Raw genomic sequence first — 24,661 nt, forward strand, 5'->3', positions numbered from 1 at the left:
ATGGTTAATGTAATTTTTTATTTCATTATTGAGGGAAATCGTATTTGTTTCGCTGGTTTTGTGTAAAAATGAAATTTCATTCGTTACTTTGGTTTTTCCAACAAATTAATTATGGTCATTAAAGAAATAGAGATCTACAAGTTGAGCATTCCGATGGAGCCTTTTGTCATTGCTACTGGGGTAATGGAATATGCACAAAATACGTTCATTAGAGTGGTTACAGACGAAGGATTGTATGGCGTGGGAGAATGTTCTGCCTTCCCTATGATAGTCGGCGAAACGCAAAATAGCTGCATCGCTGTTGCGCAAGAAATGGCTAAAGTTTGGATAGGTAAAAATCCACTGAAAATTCAAGAACGACTTGATGAACTACATCTATTTATTGCAAGGAATGGCACTGTGAAATCAGCCTTTGATATGGCTTTGTATGATTTGGCGGCGAAACAGGCAGGACTACCGCTTTATCAATTTTTGGGAGGAGAGCCAAGGGAAATATTTACCGACATAACTATAGGTATAGCTGAGGCGCATATAATGGCTTCCAAAGCAAAGGAATTGCATCAAAATGGGGCAGTGGCCTTAAAAGTGAAATTGGGAAAGGATCCCAAAGAGGATATCGAAAGAATGCGAGCAATTCGAACAGCGGTAGGATTTGATATTCCTGTTCGTATAGATGCCAATCAAGGTTGGAGCTACGACCAGGCTATAGAAGCATTGCAAGGTCTCGAATCATTAAAAATACAGTTTTGTGAGCAACCCATGCGAACCTACAATGATCATTTACTTGCGCAATTAAGAAGTCAAACGATTGTTCCAATTATGGCTGATGAATCAGTATACGATCATCATGATGCTGAACGATTATGTCGCACGGATGGTTGTGATTATATTAATATTAAGTTTTCGAAATCTTCTGGAATTTCGGAATCTTTAAAGATACAAGCTGTTGCTAAAGAATTCAATATTCCTTGTATGATAGGAGGTATGCTGGAGAGCCGCTTGGCCTTAGCTGCTAAAACACATTTTGCATACGCAGCCCCTAACGTTAAATTCTTTGATCTGGACACTTGTTTGGTTGGACATCTTGAAGACCCAGTAATTGGAGGGGTGATTTATGATGGGTATGCTATTAAATTAACTCCTGGATTAGGAATTGGGGCAGATATTCATCCTACATTTTTAGAAAGCTGTGAAAAATGGGTAATTTCATAAAAAAATAACATTATGCTGAATAAAGACGGATGGAATTTGGGGACAAATGAGATAATTATTCTGGTTATCCTTGTGCTAATTTTGATCTTCTTTGGGTATCTATTTTCAAAACTTCTAAAGAGAAAGTAAATGTGTTTAGCCAAGGTATTATTGAATTTTTGAGTAACTTTGTGAATATATATCAGATTTAATATGAGTACACAAAGAGGACCTATTTCTCAATTTATTGAGAAGAACTATCTTCATTTTAATGCTGCCTCATTAGTTGATGCTGCAAAAGGTTACGAAACCCATTTAGCCCAAGGGGGTAAAATGTTGGTTTCATTAGCTGGTGCGATGAGTACTGCTGAATTAGGGATTTCATTAGCCGAAATGATCCGTCAGGATAAAGTGGCCATTATTTCTTGTACAGGAGCAAATTTGGAAGAGGATGTAATGAATTTAGTAGCACACTCACATTACAAGCGCGTACCCAATTATCGAGATCTTACTCCACAAGATGAATGGGAACTTTTGGAGAATCACTACAATCGTGTTACAGATACTTGTATCCCTGAAGAAGAAGCATTTAGACGCTTACAGTCTCACTTAGAGAAAGCTTGGAAAGACGCGCAAGAGAAGGGTGAACGTTATTTTCCTCATGAATTTCTCTATCAAATCCTTCTTTCGGGAGATCTTGAACAATATTATGAAATAGATCCAAAGAATTCTTGGGTTTTAGCAGCAGCTGAAAAAAACATTCCTATTGTAGTACCTGGATGGGAAGATTCAACTTCCGGCAATATTTTTACTTCGTATGTTATTAAAGGAGAATTAAATGTCCATACTGTAAAGACCGGGATTGAGTACATGATCTACTTGACAGAATGGTACAGAGCAAACTCTTCAGGAAAAGGTGTTGGTTTCTTTCAAATCGGAGGTGGTATTGCAGGAGATTTTCCTATTTGTGTAGTTCCGATGATGTACCAGGATTTAGAATGGCATGATGTTCCTTTTTGGTCTTACTTTTGCCAAATATCAGATTCAACTACATCTTATGGATCGTATTCAGGAGCAGTTCCAAATGAAAAAATTACTTGGGGAAAACTTGACACTGAGTCTCCTAAGTTTATTGTTGAATCAGACGCAACTATAGTTGCCCCATTAATTTTTGCCTGGGTATTAGGTCAATAATAATAAAAGAATTGGACGATAGCAAGGTGTTGAAAAGTAATTTAATTACAGATAATCCGATAGCCATTCAGACTTTAATGTCTGAGACTGTATTTGCTATTGAGCAAAACCACAAATCAGCTGTACAAACCAATTCCAATATACTTACAAATTCTCCTCTGCAAGAAGAGCCATCAAATACTGCAGAGGAGTTTATTTATCAAGGGGATAAATCCACAGGAATTTTATTTATCCTTCGCTATCCTGAATACCCTTACTTTTCCCCAAAAGCGGAAGATGCTTTTTTAAAAACTATTGGAGCTTTACAACTAAATGCGAGTAATGTTGCTGTTGTAAATCTTGCAAATCCACACAATCCAAATATATGGAAGCGAATAATGGAGTACTTTCAGCCAAAAAAAATCATTCTTTTAGGTGTTGAACCTAAGTCTTTAGGTCTCCCTGAAATTGCCCATAACTCCTATATGAAAGGAAAAATTGCGACTGTTTTTAATACCTTCAGTTTTGAACAGATGTTCGATGATTTGCAAAAGAAAAAGATGTTCTGGGGAGAGTTCAAGGTTTTTATCCCATCATAAAAAATCAAAATGGAATTAGTTTTTGCAACAAATAATGTACATAAACTTCAGGAGGTTCAACACATGGTTGGAAAAAAAATTATCCTTAAATCTCTGTCTGATATTGGATGTTTTGATGATATTCCAGAAACAGGGAACACCTTTCAGGCGAATGCTAAACAGAAATCAGATTACTTATTTGAAAAATTTCAGGTGAATTGCTTTGCAGATGATTCTGGACTAGAAGTAGAAGCGTTAAATGCAGAACCTGGTGTATTCTCAGCTAGATATTCAGGAAGTAGGGATATGGAGAAAAACATCGATCTTGTGTTGGAAAAATTGGGTGATTCGCTTAATCGTAAAGCTAGATTTAAAACAGTGATTTCTTTGCAATTTATGAATGGGGAACACTATTTTTTTGAGGGTATTATCGAGGGAAATATTATTGATAAAAGAATTGGGGTTGAAGGTTTTGGCTACGATCCTATATTTATACCTGATGGTTTTGATAAAACTTTTGCAGAAATGAGCTTGGAAGAAAAAAATAAAATTAGCCATCGAGCTCAAGCAATAGCTAAATTAGTCGCTTTTCTAAAAACAGAATAATTAGAAATAATTTCATTTCTTTACTTTTTAAATTAGTATTCTTTCCATCCTTTTATTTGATCCCTCGGGAATCCAATTGACCAGAGTTTATTTTTTTTCAGGAAGCAGTATTGGAGCCTTTAGAGTTTTAATACTATCAGTTTTATGGGGGGTGCTCGGACTAGGCGTCAACAAGTTATCTGTTTTCTTTATTGGTATATTTTCCTTGTTTTTAGTATCGGTTTGAATGATTGACGTATTTTGCTGAGAACCTTGGTTTTTAGCGTCAAGTTCATTTTCATCAATTTTCTTCTCGGTGGTTATTTGTTCAGAAACTACCCCTGTAGAGTCTGGTTCGCCCTCTTGTAGATTTTCAGGTTCAACAAGTGGTTTGGATTTTGCACGTTTTCTATTTAGCATATCCTGAACTGACTTAGGACGATCCTCAGGTTTCCAGAGAAAACCTGGAAGGACCTCATTTTCTTGGGTTACTAATTTAAAAGGGTAGATCTTTTGATCTACTTTACGAATGGAGACGTAATCTATAATTTTTTTATTCTCCATTCTTATTTTTATTCTGCTGCTTCTGTCATGAAACATTTCGGTGATGGTATTGGTTTTATCGTTTGTTGTAAACACCAAATTTTCAGCATTACCATCAACAAAAATCTTTTCAATATTATTGTTTGCAAAAAAAGCAGTAATTTTTCGACCTTTTAATTGATTGAACTTAACTGTGTCCAATACAGCATTGATCATAAATGCATTTTCTTTGAGTAAAGCGTTATCCATTTTACCATTTTTAATTTGCATATAAATGGTATCCGCATTAATTTGGGATCCTTCAGACCAGATCATTGGCGATCCCATAAATCTAAACATAGAATCTACCATCCCATAATAAACAGAGTCGGCTACAGCCTGAAGGTCTGATTTAAAAACACGCACATTATTATAGGCTTTCACAACCCGCGTTCGGGCAGTATCTGCATATATTTCAGTTGAATCTTTGAGCAATGTATCGGCAGTTTGTGCGGTTTTGAGTGCATTATTCATCAGACTATCGGGTTCCAATCCTGTCGGCATAACCGCATTTTTTCGAAGAATACTATCTGTTTTATTTATTGCGGTAATGTTTTCCGAGTCGTATTCAGGTGGCTTTTTAGTGATAGGTTTACTTGATTTTTTTTGAATAACTTTTTCACGATCCTTCTGTGGTATAGTTTGCTTGATTTCCACCTTAGCCGCAGAATCTGCAGGTAGTTTGCTTGAATCGGACGTGTCAAATAATTCTACTTCATCAATACTGCCATAATCAACCTCATTATCCTCTTCCAACTGTCCTCCATTTCGATCCAGTTTAAGATCAAGCGGTTTGTAATCACGAACATAAATAACTTTTGAGAATAATGTATCTGCTGTCATATAAGCTGTATCCACTTTAGTTGGCGTGTCCAATTTGGCCGTAGATGTACTATCGATTAGTTCATTGGTTGGTTTATCTGCTTGGGACACTTCCTTCTGCGGCTGCTGTTTTTGATCATTTTCCTTCTGAAGTTTTTGTTGATCTTTTTTGCTTAATGGCTGCTGGAGGTTCAATGAGTCAATTGTCGTATCAGTTTGTTGTTGTTGGGTTGAGTCGCTTCGAATTAAATATTTTATTAATGGTTTACCGGTCATTAGAATAGACTGATCAATTTGTAAATACTTGCCATAATCACCGTTGGCATAGAATTTATCTAATGTGTCTACAAATATTACATTTCTAAAAGCTTCACCAACTCCTTTATCTCTATCATAGAATAAACTGTCTCCTTTTAAGAACTTACTTCCTTCGGTATAAAGATTGTTTTTATTAAATTTAGCGATTCCAAAGTCTGTATTATAAGTTCCTTTTTCAGTGTATAGTTTTTCACCTTTGCGACCATTGATATTGGTGGGGCCAAAAAATTTAGCATCCCTATACATTGTATTGTATTGCAAGGAGTCAGTATAAATAATGGCACTAGGGGTACGAACGATAACTTTATTGTTAAAATAAGCATCTTTTGTATTCTCAAAATAATATGCACGTTGAGAGGTAATTGTGTCGCTCTTACTCACTATACGACCACCACCAGTATAAGTGCCCTGCTGGTTGCGCATATTATAGGTCATGTAATTCGTTGTTAGGGTTGTCTCCCCATCGATCATTTTTACATTCTGAGTAAGGACTGCATGTTGAGAGGAAGCATCATAATGTAGATGACTTCCTTCAATTGTGGAACCGGAGGGTTGAATTATAATAATATTACCATGTGCTTCAAAGTACTCATTTCCAATGTCATCTTTGTATAAATCTCCACTATCAGCGGCAAGAGTAGAACCTTTATGTTCATAGACAGCATTGTAACTTCTTAATATTTTTTGATCTATAAATCTGCTCGTAGATGAGGATACCAGGCGCATAGGCTCACCTTGAGCTGCGGTTTCTGGTGTTTGACCAAAAGACAAGAAGCAACAAATGCTTAGAAACAAAATTAATAGGTATCTCACAAGGGCAAAAATATGCAATAAATTAGCAAAAAATTGTTAAACAATAAATTTTAATGCTTCAGGTAGAAGATTATTAATTATGAGTATTTTTGAACTATGTACATCGCCGATCGTTTAACTAATTACATCAAGGATGAAAATCTTGTTCATTCTGGAGATAAGATTCTCCTTGCTGTAAGTGGAGGTAAGGACTCGATGTTAATGGCCACCTTGTTTAAAGAGTTGGGCTATGACTGCATTATTGCACACTGTAATTTTAAATTAAGGGGGAAAGAGTCAGATCTTGATGAGGTATTGGTGCGTGAATATGCTGAGGAATTAGGGTTCTTGGTTCATGTTCAATATTTTGATACCCTGCAGTATGCTGCCAAACATAAATTATCTATTCAGATGGCTGCAAGAGAGCTCCGCTATACCTGGTTTGAAGACTTAAGACAAAGATTAGGCTGTTCAGTAATTGCCATTGCTCAGCATCAGAATGACCATCTTGAAACTGTGCTACTAAATTTAACTCGGTCAACAGGGCTGTTGGGTTTAACCGGTATTCAAGCTAAACGAGGAACTATTATCAGACCCTTACTTTTTTTGACAGCAGAAGAACTGGGCGCTGAGGTGAAGCGTTTAGATGTTCCATATCGAGATGATCAATCCAATTTTTCAACTAAATATGCTCGTAATAAAATAAGGTTAGAAGTTATTCCAAAGTTTGAAGAGATTCAACCCGATTTTCAATCTATTTTAACCCAAAACATACGACATTTCCAGGAAAGCTATAGTTTTATTCATGAATATGTTTGCGATTTACGAAATAAGCTTTTTATACCACAAGGGGATTACCTACTCATTAATCAATCATCACTTCTGAAGCACTCTCATAGTCCTTATTTATTATTTGAACTTTTTAAACCCTATGGTTTTCAAAAGAATGTGATTAAAGATATGATCGCAAGTTTTTCGAATGAGATGGGACAGTTGTTTGAATCTCCTTCTTTTGAACTTTTAGTGAATAGGAAAGAGTTGATTCTGAAAAAGAAGCAGGATTATGTTTCCACATATTTGGAAATTTCCAATCTTGAAAGGTCCATCCATATTGGTGATCATGAATTAAGTTTTAATCATCAGTATGCTCTGGACAAAATAAAGGATAAGGATAGAGTGCAAATTGATTTTCAGAAATTAAAATTCCCATTAATTTTAAGAAATTGGCAACAAGGGGACTGGTTTAACCCATTGGGGATGAGAGGGCGCAAAAAGATTTCGGATTTTTTTATTCAACAAAAGGTAAATCGCTTTCAGAAACAAAATGTCCCAATCCTGGTTAATGGAGATGGGGAGGTAATATGGATTATCGGTTTTCGGTTAGATAATCGCTTTAAAGTGACCGAAAATACAAAGAAAGTCGTTACTTTAGTATTTAAATAAAGTTTATGGAAGAACATACACTATTTCACGAAAAACAGTACTTAGGCCGTGATATGACCTGGATTAGTGTAAGGTTGATTTTGGCATTATTTTGTTTTGTTGCCTATTATATAAATTGGGAACACGTAGTTTCTCAACAGTTATTTTTTATTGTTGGAGTTTGTATATTAGGGGTATCCATATTGATGCTCTATATGGTAAGTTACCGTACTCAAGTCAGCCAAACCCATATTATTTTGAGTGGACTTTGGACAACAAGCTTGGTTAAAATAGATTTGAATTCAATTGTAAAAGTTGAAAAAAAGAGGTATTCAAACTATTTTTTTAACAATCCTGTTTATAATCTCCATAAGAATGGTAAGATTCGCTTTTTTTCTGGAGGAAAAGATGCTATTTGGTTGACCGATAAGGATGGACTCATCTATGTGATTGGTTCTCAGCATCCTGATCGGTTTTTAGTAGCGATCCGTCAAGCTATGGGAAAACATTAAAATTTTGTTAATTGAGATTGTCCTGACAATTTGATTTGAATTTCAGTTCAAATTTTTATTATTTTTGATAAAAAGGAAAGACAATGACATTTATATATTTTATTATATCGGTAGTTTTATTTTATTACTTATTCAAATTTGGAATTCGGCTATTTTTGCCTTTCATCATGCGCAAAGTGATGCAAAAGATGATGAAAGGACAGGCGCAATATGCTAATGAAGGTCCAGGACAACGACATTATGGAGATCCATTCTCCACATATAAGAAGAAAGAAACAAAGACTGATGGTAAGATTCGTGTAGAATACATGCCTCCTAAACAAAGTTCAGAAAAAAAAGGTACCCAAACTGCTGGAGAATTTGTTGAATTCGAAGAAGTAAAATAGGTTTTGGCTTAGTAAATAACATATCTTTGTTTGTTATGTGGCTTAAACAACTTTCTGTTTTAAATTTTAAGAATTATATAGACTCTACCTTGGATTTTTTACCTCAAACCAATGCTTTTACAGGGCAAAATGGTTCGGGTAAAACTAATCTTCTTGATGCAATTCACTATTTATCACTATGTAAATCTTATTTCAATCCAATTGATTCTCAGCATATCAAAACAGGAGAGGATTGGTTTATGGTGCAGGGTGAGTTTGATAGGGATTTAAGTTTAGATACCGTCTCTTGTAGTTTAAAACGAAATCAAAAAAAACTTTTCAAAAAAAATAAAAAAGAATACGGCCGGCTTGCGGACCATATCGGTCAATTCCCTTTAGTCATGATATCGCCCAACGATAGCTTTATTATTCTTGATACAAGCGAGGAACGAAGAAAGTTTATTGACAATGTAATCTCTCAAACAGATCATCATTATTTGGACCACTTGATAATCTATAATCGGATTTTATTGCAACGTAATAGTTTATTGAAGAGTATCAGACAAAACGGCGTTTTTGATTTAGGACTTTTAGAAATCCTAAATATGCAGTTGACTGAAGCTGGTATCCGAATCTTTCATAAAAGGAAAGATTTCATGGAAGAATTTTTACCTGAATTTAGGCGTTATTACAAGTTTCTCTCAGAAGAGTCAGAACAGGTTGACTTGGTTTATGAATCTCAATTGTTAGATGGTGATTTCATGGACTTACTTAACAGTAATTTGGATAAGGATCGCCAACTAGAAAGAACCACTGTCGGTATTCATAAAGATGATTTACATTTTAGCATTCATCAAGGACTATCCTTGAAAAAATTTGGTTCGCAAGGCCAACAAAAGTCCTTTCTTATTGCTTTGAAATTGGCTCAGTATGCCTTTTTGAAAAATAAAAAGAAATTCAAGCCACTTCTTTTATTGGATGATATTTTTGATAAGTTAGATGAGCGCAGAACAAAAAAGTTAATGCAATTAGTCTCCGAGGATGAGTTTGGCCAGATCTTCTTAACAGATACTGACCTAAAAAGAATTCAAAGAATTTTCCAAGAAATCGACAAGCCTATTCGTATATTTGATGTTCAAGGAGGGCGAATAAATGGCGAAGTATAATGATGATACTTTTCGAAGGAGTGATGATGTAACAATAAAACAAGCTATTGATAAATTATTAGATGTTTATCGCCTACGAAAAAAATTCGATGAGACATCAGTGGTTAAGGCTTGGCCCGAACTTATAGGTAAAGCAATAGCAAACAGAACACAACAAATATATATAAAGGACAAAAAATTATTTGTTCGTGTTGAGTCTGCGGTCATTAAAAATGAACTTGCAATGATGCGAAGGCAAATTATCGGTCGTGTCAATGAATACGTTGGCCAAGTTGTAGTCGAGGAATTTATTATCTTATAGTTTTCACACTCTTTTAGTTATCACTTTTTTAGCTAAGCCTTATCCATGAAATATTATTTATCAGCGTTGCTGAGCTTTATTGTTTGGGGAACATTTCCTTTAGTTTTAAGACCATTAAATGCATTTGGTGCTTTAGACATTCTGATCTATCGAGTAATATTCGCTTCTTTCTGCATATTGTTAGCTTGTTTTATTTTTCGTAAAAAGCAAACACTAGCTAGCCTAAGGTACATTAAGTCAACGAAAGTTAAGGAAAGAAATATTTTGATAGTTAATGTATTAGCTAGCGCTATATTACTTGGTTTGAATTGGTTTATATTCATTTATATAATGAATAACATTAGTGTGAACGCAACCTCTCTGGGATACTTAATCTGTCCGATACTGACGACCGTAATTGCAAGATTCTTTTTACATGAGCGATTAAACCGTGGACAGTGGATTGCTGTGACCATTAGCGCAATGAGTTGTATAATTCTTTCTTATGGACATTTTATTGATCTCCTATATAGTCTGGTATTAGCCCTAACTTATGCAGTATATATGATTTTACAGAAAAATAAATTCCAAATTGATAGATTTTTTACCTTAACTATACATATTTTGATAAGCACTATTTTACTGCTTCCAATTTTGGCATTTATTGATACTTCGATTCTAAAAACAAATGAGTTTTATATTTTAATTCTAGTTATTGCAATTGGTTATACCATTATACCTCTATTTTTGAATATTTTCGCTTTAAAGGAACTAGATTCTTCAGTTGTAGGGATTTTAATGTATTTGAATCCAATCATTAGTTTTTTATTGGCAATCTTTTATTATAATGAAGCTATCGAGATTCCTCAAATCATAGCATTTGGGTTGATCTTTATTGCTGTAGTTATTTTCAACGTCTCCTATATTTACGAACGAAAAAGAAATCCTCTCTTAAAAACGAATTAAGATGAATCTTAAAAACCAATTGTTTCAATTGTTCGATGTATCTGATAACCAGGCGGAAATTATACTCTCTAAATTGGTAATAGAGAAATTGGAGAAAGGAGATTTATTTCTAGAACAAGGAAAGAAATGCTCAAAAATGAGTTTTATTGAATCCGGATATTGTAGAGTGTATCAGTTAACCGAGACAAAGGAATTTACCCAATGGATCGGTGGGAATGGATACTTTGTGACCGATTTAGCTTCTTTTTTGTTTGATCAAAATGCTTCTTGGAACATTCAAGCGATTACACCTATGCGGTTATGGACTTTATCAAAGGAAGACTATATGGATTTTGAAATGAACATACCGGATTGGAATCTATTTGAGAAAAGATTTATGGCTAAATGTTTTGTACAGATGGAAAATAGAATTTTCGATTTCATATCGCTATCCGCTGAGGAGCGCTATATGAAATTTTTTGAGTTAAATAAGCCCATGTTCCATCATGTCCCATTGCAATATATCGCTTCTGTATTGGGTATGAGTCCTGAGACTCTTAGCCGAATAAGAAAGAAATAGCGACATTGACCCTAACATTCATGATAATAGGCTTAAAAAGACATAACAGTTGTTTTCGCTAGATTTTCGTTATAACTGGAATGACCTTTAAATTTATGCGGGTTAATTGATCTAGATTGCTTACCGAATTATACTCATTCGATTCCTCCCACATCCCTATGATAATGGGGGATTTCTTCTGTCAATTATTAAATTCTTGATAATAGTCAACTCTTTTTAGTTATTTCCAATCTACATTTGATCTAAATATATAAACCAATTAATGGTTTAATAAGTCTGGAAAAAATGAAAGAAGAAATTGAAGCTAGAATAACTATTAATGCAAATATTCGTCAAGTTTGGCAGGTGTTAGCTAATTTTCAAGATTACCCAAAATGGAGTCCCAGTATTAAAGAATTTGAGGGTACGCCAGAAATGGGTAGGCGCTCAAAGGTAATATTTCAACAAGGAGAAAAGATGAAAATCAAAATGAATCCTTTGTTTCTTAATATTGAAAAAGAAAAGGAAATAAGATGGAAAGGGAAATTGTGGTTGGATGGAATTTTTGACGGAGAACATTATTTTAAGTTGGAAGTCATCACAGAAAAAGAAACTTTGCTAATTCAAGGAGAGAAGTTTTCTGGCATATTGATCCCGTTGCTAAGAAAAATGATTCTTGGAGCTACCTTGGATAGCTTTAATGGATTTAATCTAGCTTTAAAAACGAAGGTTGAAACTCATGATTTAAAGATATAATTCCAAATCGCCCTTCCCTTCACGAATTATTTCAAATTCTCCGTTGGTTAAATCTACAACTGTTGAAGCAATGTTATCACCATAACCCCCATCGATCACAAGATCTACCTTTTCCTGATATTTTTCATAGATTAATTCAGGGTCAGAGGAATATTCAACAATTTCATCTTCATCATGAATTGAGGTAGTCAATAATGGATTGCCCAATTCTTTTACTATTTCTCGAACAATGTTATTGTCTGGAACACGTATTCCTACAGTCTTTTTCTTACTGCTTAAAAGTTTTGGTACTTGTCCACTTGCATTAAAAATGAAAGTGAATGGACCAGGTAAGGCTTTTTTGAGTATCCGAAATACGGCCGTGTCAAAAGGTTTGGTATAAGTCGATATGTCCGTTAAATCATAGCAAATAAATGAAAGATTGGCCTTGTCTGGTTTTAAACCACGAATAGAGCAAACTCTTTCAATCGCTTTTTGATTGGTAATATCGCAACCCATTCCATAAACAGTGTCTGTCGGATATATAATTACTCCACCTTTTTTTAAAATGGCAACAGCTTGTGAAATTGCTTGAGGGTTGGGGTTTTCGTTATATATTTTAATGAACATCTACAAAATCTAAACTTGGTTACTAATTAAACAAAAACCGTCAAAATATGTTTGTTTTGACGGTTTTTTTTAAGATATTTTTTATTAAAATTCAGCGTTTTTCGGTGTCCTCGGGAAAGGAATTACATCTCGAATGTTTGTCATTCCTGTTGTAAACAAAACCAAACGTTCGAACCCAACTCCAAATCCTGAATGTGGCACAGAACCAAAACGCCTCGTGTCAAGGAACCATTCCATTTCTTCAACTGGAATTCCAACCTCATTCATCCGGTTGATTAATTTGTCTAAGTTCTCTTCACGTTGAGAGCCACCCACCATTTCGCCAATACCTGGGAATAAAATGTCCATTGCACGCACAGTATTCCTTCCGTTCGCATCAACAGGATTTTGCTTCATATAGAAAGATTTTATTTCCCTAGGATAGTCTGTTAAAATAACAGGTTTTTTGAAATGTTTTTCTACTAAGTAACGTTCGTGCTCTGATTGTAAATCAGCGCCCCATTCCTCAATAATATATTTGAACTGTTTCTTTTGATTTGGTTTGCTCCTTTTAAGGATCTCAATGGCATCCGTATAGGTGACACGCTCGAAATCATTATCTTGTACGAATTTTAATTTTTCTACCAAGTTTAATTCAGAACGTTCAGCTAATGGTTTATTTTTTTCTTCCTCTAATAAACGATTTTTTAAAAACTCAATTTCTTCTGGGCAGTTTTCCAAGGCATAGCTAATCACGTATTTTAATAATGATTCTGCTAAATCCATGTTATCTTCTAATTCATAGAAAGCCATTTCCGGTTCAATCATCCAGAATTCCGCTAAGTGGCGGGTTGTATTCGAGTTTTCTGCACGAAAGGTTGGTCCAAAAGTGTAAATATTTCCAAATGCCAAAGCCGCTAATTCACCTTCTAATTGTCCTGATACTGTTAAATTCGTGGTTTTTCCGAAGAAGTCTTCTTTAAAATCGATTGTTCCATCTGGTGTTCTTGGAAGATTATTTAAATCTAAGGTAGTGACACGGAACATTTCTCCAGCACCTTCTGCATCGGATCCTGTGATGATCGGGGTATGCATGTAAACGAAATCTCTTTCGTTGAAGAATTTATTAACAGCAAATGCGAGGGCATTACGAACTTTGAAAATAGCGTTAAATGTTCCCGTACGAAAACGTAAGTGAGCAATTTCACGCAAGAATTCTAAGCTATGTTTCTTTGGTTGAAGTGGGAATTTATCTGGATCTGAGTCGCCAATAATTGAAACTTCTGTAGCTTTTACTTCTACCTTCTGACCCTTACCTAGGGATTCTATCAAATGACCTTTTATGCGCACTGCAGCCCCGGTGGTAATGCGTTTTAAAATTTCATCTGGTGTGTTTTCAAAGTCGATAACTGCTTGTATATTATTTATGGATGAACCATCATTGATTGCAATGAACTGATTGTTGCGAAAGGTTCGGACCCATCCTTTAACAATTACTTCTTTTCCAAACTCTTCTGATTTTAAGAGTACTTTAATTCGGGTATGTTCCATTTTGATCGAAAAATTTTTTATAGCTTACTTCTCAGCATACAAAAATAGCCAATTTATTGATTTATCCATCCTTTTTCTATGACTTCCTTAGCATGATAAGTAAGGATTGCTGTTGCTCCGGCTCGTTTAAAGCTCATTAAAGTTTCTAATATCACTTGCTCATTTAACCAACCATTAGCAATGGCCGCTTTGAGCATCGCATATTCACCAGATACGTTATAAGCGGCAATAGGCAACTCAAAATTATCACTTAAGGACTTGATAATGTCTAAGTACGGTAATCCTGGTTTTACCATTAAAAAATCAGCTCCTTCTTGAGCATCTAATTGGGCTTCAATTAAAGCTTCTTTAGCATTAGCGGGATTCATTTGGTAGGTTTTCTTATCGCCGTTTTTAGGAGCAGAACCCAACGCATCTCTAAAGGGCCCATAAAAGGAAGATGCATATTTAGCGGTATAGGACATTAATGAGACATTGGAGAATCCATTTTCATCAAGAATTTGGCGAATGTATCCTATACGCCCATCCATCATGTCTGATGGTGCAATAATGTCAGCACCTGCTTCTGCATGTGCTAACGCCATTTTTCCCAATACCATCAGCGTTGGATCATTTAAGATTTCTCCATTTTCAACAATTCCATCATGACCATCTGAACTATATGGGTCCATTGCGACATCGGTTATGATACATGCCTGCGGAAAATTTTTTTTCACCGCTTCTATCGCACTAAGGTACAATGTCCCTTTTCTATAGCTCTCTGTCGCGAATTTGTCTTTTAAAGATTCTTCAACAGCTGGAAATAGATCGAAAGATTGTAAGCCCAATTTCATACAACTCTCAACCTCCCTCAACAAATTATCAATCGAATACCGAAAGATGCCTGGCATTGAAGAGACTTCTACCTTTTGATTATCTCCATCAACTATAAATAAAGGAAAAATTAGATTTGCTGCTGAGATATGATTTTCTTGAATCATATCGCGTATAATTGCAGACTTTCTATTTCTGCGAGGACGTTGTAACATGATTTAATAGTTTTTTTAAATAAATAAAGGGGAAAACTCCCCTTTTTATATCTTGTTAATTTCCATAGTCTAATCCAAATACTGCTTCTGCTAACCCAATTTCGTCTGGAGTGAATGGTAAAGTATATTTCAGGCCTAATTCTTGAATTGCTTTTGCAGTAGAGTGACCTATGCATATGATTTTTTGATCTGGATCCGCCAAATTCTCTCGAAAATAAGCCTCAACATTGCTTGGGCTTGTGAAAATCATAACTTCTGCATTCGTTTTATTCACTTTTTCTTCAATAACAGACTCATAGATTGGCATATCTATAACCTTCGTGTTAGCGGTTAATGCCTTTTGAATGGTCATTAAAGAACCTTCTGCTCTGGGTATTAAGACCGTAAGCCCATCTGCTATTTTGGCAAATTCTTTAGCAATATCCTCTGTTTCAATTCCTAGGTTATCGCCTGAAAAATCTGCTATTCGGTTAAATTTGCGTAGTGTGTCTTCAGAGCCACGCCCCAATACAGCAATCTTTGTTTTCTTTAATATCCAAGGATCTAATTTGAAAAAATGTTCGATAGCATTTTTGCTATTAAAAAAAATCCAGTCAGCTCTTTTTAATATAAAGGAGTCTAATTTATTTATAGTCGGGAAAATGCGAATTAAAGAACGGTCATCTACCTGAATATTATGCTTTTTAAGGTATCTTCCCAGATAGGAGTTCTCGTCTAAATCACGTGTAATGAATATAGATGTCGGAAGTCTTCTGTTTTTTTGAAATTTTGAAAAAATTTGATCAGCCATCCCCTCGGTGGTTTCCGCTTCTAGAAAATAGCGATCCGGGAAATCTTCGTTTGTATCAGCGATTGAAGTCCATGATTGGTATTTATTATCTTTTTTACGACAATATGATCCTAATGGAGCATGGCATCCTGCGTCAAATAAATTTAATACTTTGCGTTCCACTGCTATTGTTTGAGCAACATCTTGATCATGGATTTTTTGCAATAGTTCAAATAACTCGATGTTTGACTCCCGAATTTGTATGGCCAGTACACCTTGAGCGGGTGCGGGTATAACTTCTACAGGAGGAATTTCTTCAACATGAAAATCTGAGACATCCATGTTAACCCTGCTGACCCCAGCCTTAGCTAATATTATAGCATCGTATTTATCATCTCTTAATTTTTGAATACGAGTTTGAATATTACCTCTCAGATCATCAAATTCTAAGTCGGGTCGTAAAGATAACATTTGCGCTTTTCTGCGGTTGGAAGAAGTTCCTACTTGTGCGTTATGTTTTAACGATAATCGTTTGGTGATATCTACACAGTCTTTATGTATAATAAGCAATTCCGAAGGGTCTTCCCTTTCAGAAACTGCTGCAACAATTAGGCCTGTCGGGTTTACTGTTGGTAAATCCTTATGTGAATGGACGGCTAAATCAATCGAGCCGGATAAAAGTTCTGTTTCTAATTCTTTGGTGAAAAACCCTTTTCCTTCTAATTTGTCTAATCGAAGATGTTGTATGATATCGCCTTGGGTTTTTATGATTTTGAGTTCGGCTTGTACACCTATTTCAGCTAATCGATCTTTTACAAAATTAGCTTGCCATAATGCCAACTCACTGCCTCGGGTGCCAATAATAAGATTTTTGTTCACGTTCAAAGATTTACAAAATGAATAATTCGGAGACAAAGTTAATCAAATAGCCTCTTAATTTTGACCTTTCCCTGCCAAAAGCATATGTTTTTGAAAAAAAAGGAATTAATTGTTATCCGAATCTGCTGATTTTACTAAGATCTCCTTAGCCATTACCATGGGAACCTTGATGTATTTTTTCTCAAGATAATTAATGACTTTATTGAGCACCTCGCGTGCAGCAGGGTCTAGTTGCTCGACCTCGTTTGCAAACACTTCAGTCATAGCAATAGATCTAATTTGTTTGATCTTTTCTGGAACTTCTTTCATTGCAACTTCTACACGACGTTGTTTTAGTAATGGAAGGAATTCTTTAATGTTTTGTTCAATTATTTTTTCAGCATTTTCTATTTCCGAATAACGTTCTTGAATGTTTTTTTCGGAAATTTGTTGTAAACTACTTACCTCTATATAATGAACTGGATATTTTGCAATGATTTCTGCGTCAATATCATTCGGGATTGCGAGGTCAATTATAACCTTTTTTTCTTCTTCACCGTTTAATAAAGATTGGTACAGTTCTTCATGAATAATTGCTTCCGGAGCACCTGTACAAGTTATCATCATGTCGAAACCCTTTTTATAGTTTTTAAGCTCACTCAGCGGATAAGCAATAGCGGACAATTCCTCTGCTAGGACCTGAGAATTGGTGAGCGTTCTATTAAAGATTGTGAAGTTTGTGTATTTATGCTTTTTAAGGTATTTCGCTAAATTTTGGTTAGTTTCTCCCGATCCTATAACCAAAATTCTTGGATTTTCTTTTAATTTGAATTCCCGAAGTTTCCGGTAGGCTAACGATACTACTGAAATAGGATTACGTGAAATATTGGTGTTTGTATAAACCTCTTTTGCTGTTTTTACTAAACGATCCATCATTAGTCGTAAAAAATCTCCTGTAAATCCTGCCGCTTTGCAACGATCATATGCCTTGCGAACTTGCGCCAGAATCTCCTTTTCACCTACCACTAAACTCTCCATTGAACAAGAGGTACGGAATAAATGATTTAAAGCTTCTAATCCAGAATACCTGTTTACTTGGCCTAAATAGCATTGCATGCGCTCTTCAGGTACACAGAAATTCATTTTATCAAGAAACTGAGCGACAAAATCATCGTTTAATTCATGTGCTCCATAAAAAACAAATTCCACACGGTTACATGTCCCGATATAAAAGATCTCAGGAATATCTAAACTGTTCTTAAGGTTAATAAGTCGGCTATCCAACTCCTCATTGCATATAACCAAATTGCCAAGATCTTTTAGATCGACATGTTTATGGGTAAACGCTATAACTTTTAAATTCTTCAAAGCCTAATTAATTCGCCAATATTTTGTACTGCAAATGTATACTAAAACCTACTTCCGATTGTCAAGAATCTGTCAATAGAACGAATTTAGAACGATTATAAATAAAGTAACATTCAACATAAAGTGTTGATTTATACAATTTTGTATGTAAAAGCGAAATAAAATACAATTACAAACATAATCATGCGTGTGATAAAATGACGTAGATTATCTAAATTTTGGTTCAAAAATAACAGAACGTATAGTCAATTTGATCGTTATCTTTTTGGCCGATGAGAGATGAAGTGGTCTTTTAATTTGTCTATCCCAATGTTTTCTTCTAATTTATCCAGCTCATACATCCAAGCTTTTTCCGGTAAAATTGCACTATTCTCTTTTGAATTGATCAAATCCAAAGGTTTTATCTTAATTGTTTTATCTATAGGTGGGACTATCGTAGTTTGTCTGTTGCTAGTGCGCAATATCTGAAAAGATAAAGTTGGCCATTTGTGTATGGTTGAAAAATTTGCGGTATAGATCTGATGATATTCTCTAGAAGGCACCATATTCGAATAAATCCCGGTACACTTTGTGCCAACGATTTCAGAAACAGCGACCAACAATTCGTAAGAAGTTTCGTTTACAATATAAAACTTGACTAGTCCCTCTTTTTGTTCTCCTGTTAACGCTAAAAAGATTCCTTTATCTAAGAAAATATCGTTTTGCAAAATGACCTTCGGTAGGTCATCGTCTTTCGAACGCATATTTCCATGAACTAAAGTTACCTTATCCTTTAATACGGGTATTTCAAATCCTGTATCATCTGTTACTCCAAGTATTCCATTCTCTTGAATAGAGGTGATATGACCTTCAATTGGTTCATCCACAAACCTCACTAAATCTCCTATTTTTACGTTTGGGCTCATTTGATTCGATCTAAAATGTTTAATAATAAATGAATATCTTTGATATCATTGTATAGATGTAAACCAATGCGTATTCCACTTCCTCTTGGAAAACATTTTACTCCGTTTTCTATTAATGATGGATATAATGCAGGGTTAATTTGAATATTTATTACCTGTGAGTGTTCCTTGCTTTGATTAATCAAAGGTAAGAGCATATTTCTTTCTCTGAATAAGTTATGTGCTTTTTCGGAGGTTTCCTTAAGATGCCTCTGAATGTTGTCCATTCCTAAATTTTGTAAAAAAAGCAAAGATTGATTCAATGTGCCATGACTTAAATTATCTTGATGACCTGGTTCGAAAAAGGTACTTAATACACTTTTATTTTGCCACATAACTGATTTGGGTCTTGGTATTTCGTAGATTAAATTCTCTAATCTTTTCCTTAGAATATCACTGATCATTAAGAATCCATTGCCAAAACCAGAAAGCAACCATTTGTATCCGCTACTAGCCATGGCATCTAACCCAGATTCTTTAAATGAAAAATGTTCCGTCCCAAGATACTGAGTCCCGTCAGCAATAATGAGGAGTCCCGGATTTGATTTTTTTAATTTCTTTATAAAATTTAAATCTATCTTTAATCCCGATATGTATTGAACTATGCTTAGCACTAATACATCGGGATTATATTCTTCAACAGCCTCGGCTATTGTTGATTCTAAGTTTTCATCAACCTTTAAACTATATCTTTTTAATCTTCTACTAATAATTGGATACTCCAATGATGGGTATTCATCTTCAATCATCATATAAGAATAATGATTTGGTAAAAGATCAATTAATGTCGAATAGGCAAATGAAAAGTTAGGTGTAAGAAATGTTGAATCTATATCTGAATCAAAAAAATCTGAAACTGTTTTCTTTACCTCTTGTATGAATTCTTGTTGTTTATCTCTTTGATCTCCTTTAATATCAAAAAAATGTGCATCCCAGGATTTTCTCCACTCCAGAGTTGTATTTGGAATCAGTCCATTACCCGGTGTGTTTAGATAGAGTATTTCATCTGAGGTATTAAAGTGTTTTTTGAAAGGCATTAGGTTCTATTTGAAATTTGAGTAACTCTTTTAAATATTGTTTTTGGCTAATAAGTTCAGCGCCCATTTTTTTCAGATGGTCTGATTCAATTTGGCAGTCTATTAATTCGATATTAGCTCTTTCTGCTAAATTGACTAAGGCAATTTTGGACGCGTTTGAGACTTTTGAAAACATACTTTCCCCACAAAACACCCTTCCTGCTAATACACCATATAATCCGCCCACTAATTTAGTATCCTTCCAAACTTCTATACTATGGGCATATCCTGCTTGATGCAAATTGATATAAGCATTTATCATATCGGAAATAATCCAAGTCCCTTCTTGATCCTTTCTAGGAACTGATGAGCATTGAAATATGACCTCCTCGAAACATGTATTTAAGGTAACGGTAAACTTATTTGATCTTATTGATTGTTTAAGACTCTTGGAAATACGAAGTTTTTGTGGGTATATGACAAACCGAGTCAACGGGGCATACCATAGGATTGGTGAACTTTCATCATACCAAGGGAAAATACCGTTTTGGTATGCCAATAGAAGCCTTTCCTGTCTTAAGTCACCTCCAATCGCCAATAGACCATCCGGGTTGGCTAAAGAAGGGTCTGGAAAACTAATCTCATTTTCATTGAGCATAAAAACCATCAGAATTCTCGACTTTTACTCCTCTGATTGTCTAGGTTCTTTGCTGATCTTCTCGAAAATTTTTTCCATATGATCCACATATTCATTGGTATCATCTAAGAAAAACTCTAAAGAAGGAACTATTCGAGCCTGATTTTTAATCCGAGTACCTAATTTGTAACGTATTTCATTGGATTTACTGCGGACGTTCTCGAGATCCTCTTTGGCGGTGTTGGTATTTAAGAAACTTAAATACACCCTTGCAATAGCCAAATCTGGTGTAACACGAACTTTAGTTACAGTAATAAAAGCGCCAGGTGCCCAAACGTTGCTTTCACGTTGAAACATTTCGGCTAGATCCTGTTGAATTACTCCTGCAAATCTTTGTTGTCTTTTACTTTCTGTTCCCATCGGATATGAATAATGAAAAGTTGCATTACTTTTCAATTATACAAATATAGGATTTTTCAAAATAGGATTGATTTATTCGTAGTGAGCGAACGTGTCGAAAAGAAGTAGTCCAGATTTGAAAAATATGAAGTATAAAAAAAGACTTGTCGTGGACATCGTGACAAGTCTTTAATCAAAGTTAGTTTATAATTGGATAGAATAATTCTTTTAAAGTTTAAAGACATTTTGGTCTATCATTTTTAGTTTCTTTGGGTGGTTATTACGTGAGTGCAAACTCACTTAAAATTTCTTTTCATCTCCCTTTACATCACAAACATAGGGCTTTAATTATTTTAATCCTAAATGTTTTTTATAAAAAAGTAAGTGATCACTTTTTTGATCAATTTATGCTTTAGAGAGAAATAAAGCTGTATAATATCATACTTCAAGAAACCATGATGGTTAGAATCTGCAAGTTTACTATGAATACTTCACTTTGCTACTCCGCTAAATCGCAATAATCGTTTGTAATATATCTATTCCAGAATCCAGTTTCACTGTGGTTGAGTAGATATGCCAAAAAGACCTTATAAGAAGTTGATGAGTCATTAGCATTTTTCAAAATAGAAGATGGATCACTCAAAACAGTGCAACTTGTATTTTGCTAAGATATTGGTACTTTTGTTCAACAAGAAATTGAAAATGAAGATTTGGCAAAAAAATATTGATGTGGATTCTTTTGTAGAATCATTTACTGTAGGTCGTGATCGTGAAATGGATTTGCAACTCGCCGGAGCAGATGTATTGGGATCCTTAGCACATACCAAGATGCTTAATAGCATTGGTCTTTTAGATGAGGAAGATTTGCAAGTCGTTCAAGCGGAATTAAAAAATATCTACCAAGAGATTTTAGATGGAAAATTTTTAATTGATGATCGTGTCGAAGATGTGCATTCCCAAGTTGAAATGTTATTAACACAAAGAATTGGAGATGCAGGAAAGAAAATACACTCAGGTCGTTCAAGAAACGATCAAGTTTTAGTTGATCTTAAGCTTTATTTTCGTTCTGAAATTGAAAGTATTTTTAAAAATACGGAATTGTTGTTTACAAAGCTGATTGCGTTGAGTAATCAATACAAGGGAGTTTTGATGCCCGGATATACTCATTTGCAAATCGCAATGCCATCTTCGTTTGGCTTATGGTTCGGGGCGTATGCGGAGAGTTTAGTAGACGACATGCACATGTTAAAAGCAGCTTGGAAGATCTGTAATAAGAATCCTTTGGGTTCTGCAGCAGGATATGGATCATCCTTTCCTTTAGACAGAAAAATGACTACTGACTTATTGGGTTTTGAAGATTTAAATTATAATGTAGTGTACGCCCAAATGGGCAGGGGGAAGACCGAGCGCATTCTGGCTCAAGCCATAAGCTCAATTGCTGCAAGTTTGGCCAAGTTTTCGATGGATGTGACTTTGTTCATTAATCAAAACTTTGGCTTTATTTCTTTCCCAGATCATCTGACTACTGGTTCTTCGATTATGCCTCATAAAAAAAACCCAGATGTTTTTGAGTTGATTCGATCTCGGTGTAATAAAATTCAGGCATTACCAAATGAAATAGCCTTAATGACCGCTAATTTGCCATTGGGCTATCACAGGGACCTGCAATTGCTAAAGGAAAATCTTTTTCCAGCATTTGCCTCTTTGAATGACTGTTTAGCCATTGCGCACTATATGTTGGAACATATTACCGTTAAAGATGGGATTTTGAATGACCCTAAATATGATTACCTTTTTAGTGTTGAGGTCGTTAATAATCAAGTTTTAAATGGGATCCCTTTTCGTCAAGCCTACAAAAATATAGGAATAGATATTGAAGAAGGAAATTTTAAACCTGAAAAAAAAGTTAATCATACACACGAAGGAAGTATTGGAAATCTCTGTAATGATCAAATTGAAAAAATGTTTCAAGAAATTAAATCTGAGTTTGGTTTTGACAAAGTCAGTGAAGCGCTGAAAAACTTACTAAAATAGGGTCTAGTGATTTTTCTAAAAAGGATGAAATTTTGCCTCAATAGGTCAATACTTTTGGGGCAAAATTTTTATATATCTTCCTTTTTTATTGAAAATTTATATTTTATTTCACTCGTAAACACTTCTCCGGGAAGTAGGGTGACTTTAGGAAAATGTTCTTGATTCGGGCTATCAGGGAAATGTTGAGCTTCAAAACAGAATCCACCATGTCTCAGGTATTTATGTCCTGATTTCCCTTGATCGGGAGATAAAAAGTTTCCTGTATAGAAGTGTAACCCTGGTTCACTTGTAAAAACATCTAATTGTACACCACTTTGTCTACTAAGAGCAGTAGCAACTGGGCTACTTAAAAATTGTTTATTGATATATGTATGATCATATCCTTGACAGTTGATAATTTGCTCATCTGTACTATCAATCCGGTCGGAAATACGTTGCGGTTGTGTGAAATCAAAACAGCTTTCCTGAACAGGTAGAATCTCACCTGTTGGGATTTGAACCTCATTTACAGGGATAAATTCATCTGCATTTATAGTGATTTCATGGTTAAGTATGTCTCCATTGCCTTCTCCGTTAAGATTAAAATAAGCATGATTTGTAAGGTTTAAGATAGTAGGAGCATCCGAGGTCGCTCGAAACTGAATAACAATTTCATTTTCATTGGTTAGTTCATAAGATACGTTCGTTTTAAGCTCGCTGGGGAAACCTTCTTCTCCGTCAGGTGATACGTAATAGAAGTTAACTAATTTTTGAAAACTGACCTGTCTGTCCCAAACCTTTTTATGAAACGCATTTACTCCTCCATGTAAACTATTTGGACCATTATTCTGCTCAAGAATGTAGTTCTTTTGGTTTAAAGAAAAGCTTCCTTTGGCAATTCGATTACAGAATCTGCCAATACTGGCGCCATGGTATTCCTCATGTGCATTTAAATATCCTTTAATACTGTCGAAACCTAAAACAACATCTACCAAATCGCCGTGTTTGTCGGGTACTAATGCACTAACCAGTCTAGCACCATAATCTGTCAAGGCAATTTGCATTCCAGCTCTATTGGTTAAAGTAATCAAATGGGTGTTTTTTCCATTTAAATTATCTTCAAAGTCCTTAGCCTGTGGTAGTTTATAAGTAGTCATTTGAGTTATCTTTCTCTTATAAAGATAGTAAATAAGGTTTCCCCCTCCAAAGAAGAAATCCATTTATGTTTTTGACTTTTTTATAGTCTATTGATTAGTCATCTCTTGTCTTCATGAAAATGCTGCGGAAACCCACTCATCGCCTAAGCGTGTGTGGGAGGGAAGGCAGCTACCCCTTAAATAAAGCAGCTACCCCTAATTTTAAAATTAAAATATTACTATATATTTTAGTTTAATTAGCTGTTATTTTTAGATATATAGTTAGCTTTGTATACTTCGTATTGTTT

The 24,661-nt window shown here is 34.9% G+C and carries 24 protein-coding genes; 13 read left to right on the forward strand and 11 right to left on the reverse strand.

All coding sequences use genetic code 11. The features are described from left to right. The first annotated feature begins 111 nt into the window (after positions 1 to 111). The 4 genes from AC6CHH_RS03500 (at position 112) to rdgB (ending at position 3,548) form a co-directional block, all read left to right on the forward strand. Positions 112 to 1,212, forward strand: coding sequence for a mandelate racemase/muconate lactonizing enzyme family protein (locus AC6CHH_RS03500; RefSeq protein WP_498279784.1), 1,101 nt, complete (start codon positions 112 to 114; stop codon positions 1,210 to 1,212). Positions 1,213 to 1,404: 192 nt separating this feature from the next. Next, positions 1,405 to 2,385, forward strand: a complete 981-nt coding sequence (locus tag AC6CHH_RS03505) for a deoxyhypusine synthase family protein (protein WP_498279786.1) — start codon at positions 1,405 to 1,407, stop codon at positions 2,383 to 2,385. 11 nt (positions 2,386 to 2,396) lie between these two features. Continuing rightward, positions 2,397 to 2,963, forward strand: coding sequence for a hypothetical protein (locus tag AC6CHH_RS03510; protein WP_498279788.1), 567 nt, complete (start codon positions 2,397 to 2,399; stop codon positions 2,961 to 2,963). Positions 2,964 to 2,972: 9 nt separating this feature from the next. Next, on the forward strand, positions 2,973 to 3,548 hold the full coding sequence (gene rdgB / locus AC6CHH_RS03515; RefSeq protein ID WP_498279790.1) for an RdgB/HAM1 family non-canonical purine NTP pyrophosphatase: 576 nt from the start codon (positions 2,973 to 2,975) through the stop codon (positions 3,546 to 3,548). A gap of 87 nt (positions 3,549 to 3,635) precedes the next feature. Here the strand turns inward: rdgB and AC6CHH_RS03520 are convergent, their stop codons facing one another. After that, on the reverse strand, positions 3,636 to 6,062 hold the full coding sequence (locus tag AC6CHH_RS03520; protein WP_498279792.1) for an OstA-like protein: 2,427 nt from the start codon (positions 6,060 to 6,062) through the stop codon (positions 3,636 to 3,638). A gap of 96 nt (positions 6,063 to 6,158) precedes the next feature. On the opposite strand from AC6CHH_RS03520, the gene tilS reads away from it, so the two are divergent. From tilS to AC6CHH_RS03560, 8 genes are all read left to right on the forward strand, one after another. Further along, a complete protein-coding gene (gene tilS / locus AC6CHH_RS03525; RefSeq protein WP_498279794.1) occupies positions 6,159 to 7,484 on the forward strand; it encodes a tRNA lysidine(34) synthetase TilS in 1,326 nt (441 codons plus the stop codon). 5 nt (positions 7,485 to 7,489) lie between these two features. Beyond that, positions 7,490 to 7,975 carry a hypothetical protein gene (locus tag AC6CHH_RS03530; RefSeq protein ID WP_498279796.1) on the forward strand — a complete coding sequence of 162 codons (486 nt, stop codon included), beginning with the start codon at positions 7,490 to 7,492 and terminating at the stop codon, positions 7,973 to 7,975. Positions 7,976 to 8,058: 83 nt separating this feature from the next. Next, positions 8,059 to 8,361, forward strand: a complete 303-nt coding sequence (locus AC6CHH_RS03535) for a DUF4834 family protein (RefSeq protein WP_498279798.1) — start codon at positions 8,059 to 8,061, stop codon at positions 8,359 to 8,361. Positions 8,362 to 8,396: 35 nt separating this feature from the next. After that, the gene (gene recF, locus AC6CHH_RS03540; protein ID WP_498279800.1) at positions 8,397 to 9,506 is read left to right on the forward strand and encodes a DNA replication/repair protein RecF; all 1,110 of its coding nucleotides are present in this window, start codon (positions 8,397 to 8,399) and stop codon (positions 9,504 to 9,506) included. After that, positions 9,493 to 9,807, forward strand: a complete 315-nt coding sequence (locus tag AC6CHH_RS03545) for a DciA family protein (RefSeq protein WP_498279802.1) — start codon at positions 9,493 to 9,495, stop codon at positions 9,805 to 9,807. The genes recF and AC6CHH_RS03545 overlap by 14 nt, the downstream gene beginning before the upstream one ends. A gap of 45 nt (positions 9,808 to 9,852) precedes the next feature. Next, entirely contained in the window at positions 9,853 to 10,752 is a 900-nt protein-coding gene (locus AC6CHH_RS03550; RefSeq protein ID WP_498279804.1) for an EamA family transporter, read from the forward strand. Between the two features lies 1 nt (position 10,753). Next, entirely contained in the window at positions 10,754 to 11,311 is a 558-nt protein-coding gene (locus AC6CHH_RS03555) for a Crp/Fnr family transcriptional regulator (RefSeq protein WP_498279806.1), read from the forward strand. Positions 11,312 to 11,596: 285 nt separating this feature from the next. Continuing rightward, complete coding sequence (locus AC6CHH_RS03560; protein ID WP_498279808.1) at positions 11,597 to 12,046, forward strand: SRPBCC family protein; 450 nt, start codon at positions 11,597 to 11,599, stop codon at positions 12,044 to 12,046. Here the strand turns inward: AC6CHH_RS03560 and AC6CHH_RS03565 are convergent. From AC6CHH_RS03565 to rbfA, 9 genes are all read right to left on the reverse strand, one after another. Beyond that, on the reverse strand, positions 12,035 to 12,655 hold the full coding sequence (locus AC6CHH_RS03565) for an L-threonylcarbamoyladenylate synthase (RefSeq protein WP_498279810.1): 621 nt from the start codon (positions 12,653 to 12,655) through the stop codon (positions 12,035 to 12,037). The genes AC6CHH_RS03560 and AC6CHH_RS03565 overlap by 12 nt on opposite strands. Before the next feature lie 84 nt (positions 12,656 to 12,739). Beyond that, complete coding sequence (gene asnS, locus AC6CHH_RS03570; protein WP_498279812.1) at positions 12,740 to 14,185, reverse strand: asparagine--tRNA ligase; 1,446 nt, start codon at positions 14,183 to 14,185, stop codon at positions 12,740 to 12,742. 53 nt (positions 14,186 to 14,238) lie between these two features. After that, entirely contained in the window at positions 14,239 to 15,213 is a 975-nt protein-coding gene (gene hemB, locus AC6CHH_RS03575; protein ID WP_498279814.1) for a porphobilinogen synthase, read from the reverse strand. Positions 15,214 to 15,268: 55 nt separating this feature from the next. After that, the gene (gene hemC, locus AC6CHH_RS03580) at positions 15,269 to 16,861 is read right to left on the reverse strand and encodes a hydroxymethylbilane synthase (protein WP_498279816.1); all 1,593 of its coding nucleotides are present in this window, start codon (positions 16,859 to 16,861) and stop codon (positions 15,269 to 15,271) included. Positions 16,862 to 16,966: 105 nt separating this feature from the next. Continuing rightward, positions 16,967 to 18,208: a glutamyl-tRNA reductase gene (hemA, locus tag AC6CHH_RS03585; RefSeq protein WP_498279818.1), complete on the reverse strand. Its 1,242-nt coding sequence runs from the start codon at positions 18,206 to 18,208 to the stop codon at positions 16,967 to 16,969. A gap of 257 nt (positions 18,209 to 18,465) precedes the next feature. Then, positions 18,466 to 19,113 (reverse strand): DUF8465 domain-containing protein, encoded by a 648-nt coding sequence (locus AC6CHH_RS03590; protein WP_498279820.1) that lies wholly within the window; start codon positions 19,111 to 19,113, stop codon positions 18,466 to 18,468. Then, a complete protein-coding gene (locus AC6CHH_RS03595) occupies positions 19,110 to 20,189 on the reverse strand; it encodes an aminotransferase class V-fold PLP-dependent enzyme (RefSeq protein WP_498279822.1) in 1,080 nt (359 codons plus the stop codon). Before AC6CHH_RS03595 ends, AC6CHH_RS03590 begins: the two co-directional genes overlap by 4 nt. Then, positions 20,167 to 20,835: a leucyl/phenylalanyl-tRNA--protein transferase gene (aat, locus tag AC6CHH_RS03600; RefSeq protein WP_498279824.1), complete on the reverse strand. Its 669-nt coding sequence runs from the start codon at positions 20,833 to 20,835 to the stop codon at positions 20,167 to 20,169. The genes AC6CHH_RS03595 and aat overlap by 23 nt, the downstream gene beginning before the upstream one ends. A 15-nt stretch (positions 20,836 to 20,850) precedes the next feature. Beyond that, positions 20,851 to 21,225 (reverse strand): 30S ribosome-binding factor RbfA, encoded by a 375-nt coding sequence (gene rbfA, locus AC6CHH_RS03605; protein ID WP_498279826.1) that lies wholly within the window; start codon positions 21,223 to 21,225, stop codon positions 20,851 to 20,853. A 681-nt stretch (positions 21,226 to 21,906) separates the two neighbouring features. On the opposite strand from rbfA, the gene argH reads away from it, so the two are divergent. After that, the gene (argH, locus tag AC6CHH_RS03610; RefSeq protein WP_498279828.1) at positions 21,907 to 23,238 is read left to right on the forward strand and encodes an argininosuccinate lyase; all 1,332 of its coding nucleotides are present in this window, start codon (positions 21,907 to 21,909) and stop codon (positions 23,236 to 23,238) included. A 68-nt stretch (positions 23,239 to 23,306) separates the two neighbouring features. On the opposite strand, the gene AC6CHH_RS03615 is transcribed toward argH, so the two are convergent. Continuing rightward, positions 23,307 to 24,374: an aldose epimerase family protein gene (locus AC6CHH_RS03615; RefSeq protein ID WP_498279830.1), complete on the reverse strand. Its 1,068-nt coding sequence runs from the start codon at positions 24,372 to 24,374 to the stop codon at positions 23,307 to 23,309. Between the last annotated feature and the right edge of the window lie 287 nt (positions 24,375 to 24,661).

The organism is Sphingobacterium sp. GQ94 (assembly GCF_059758715.1).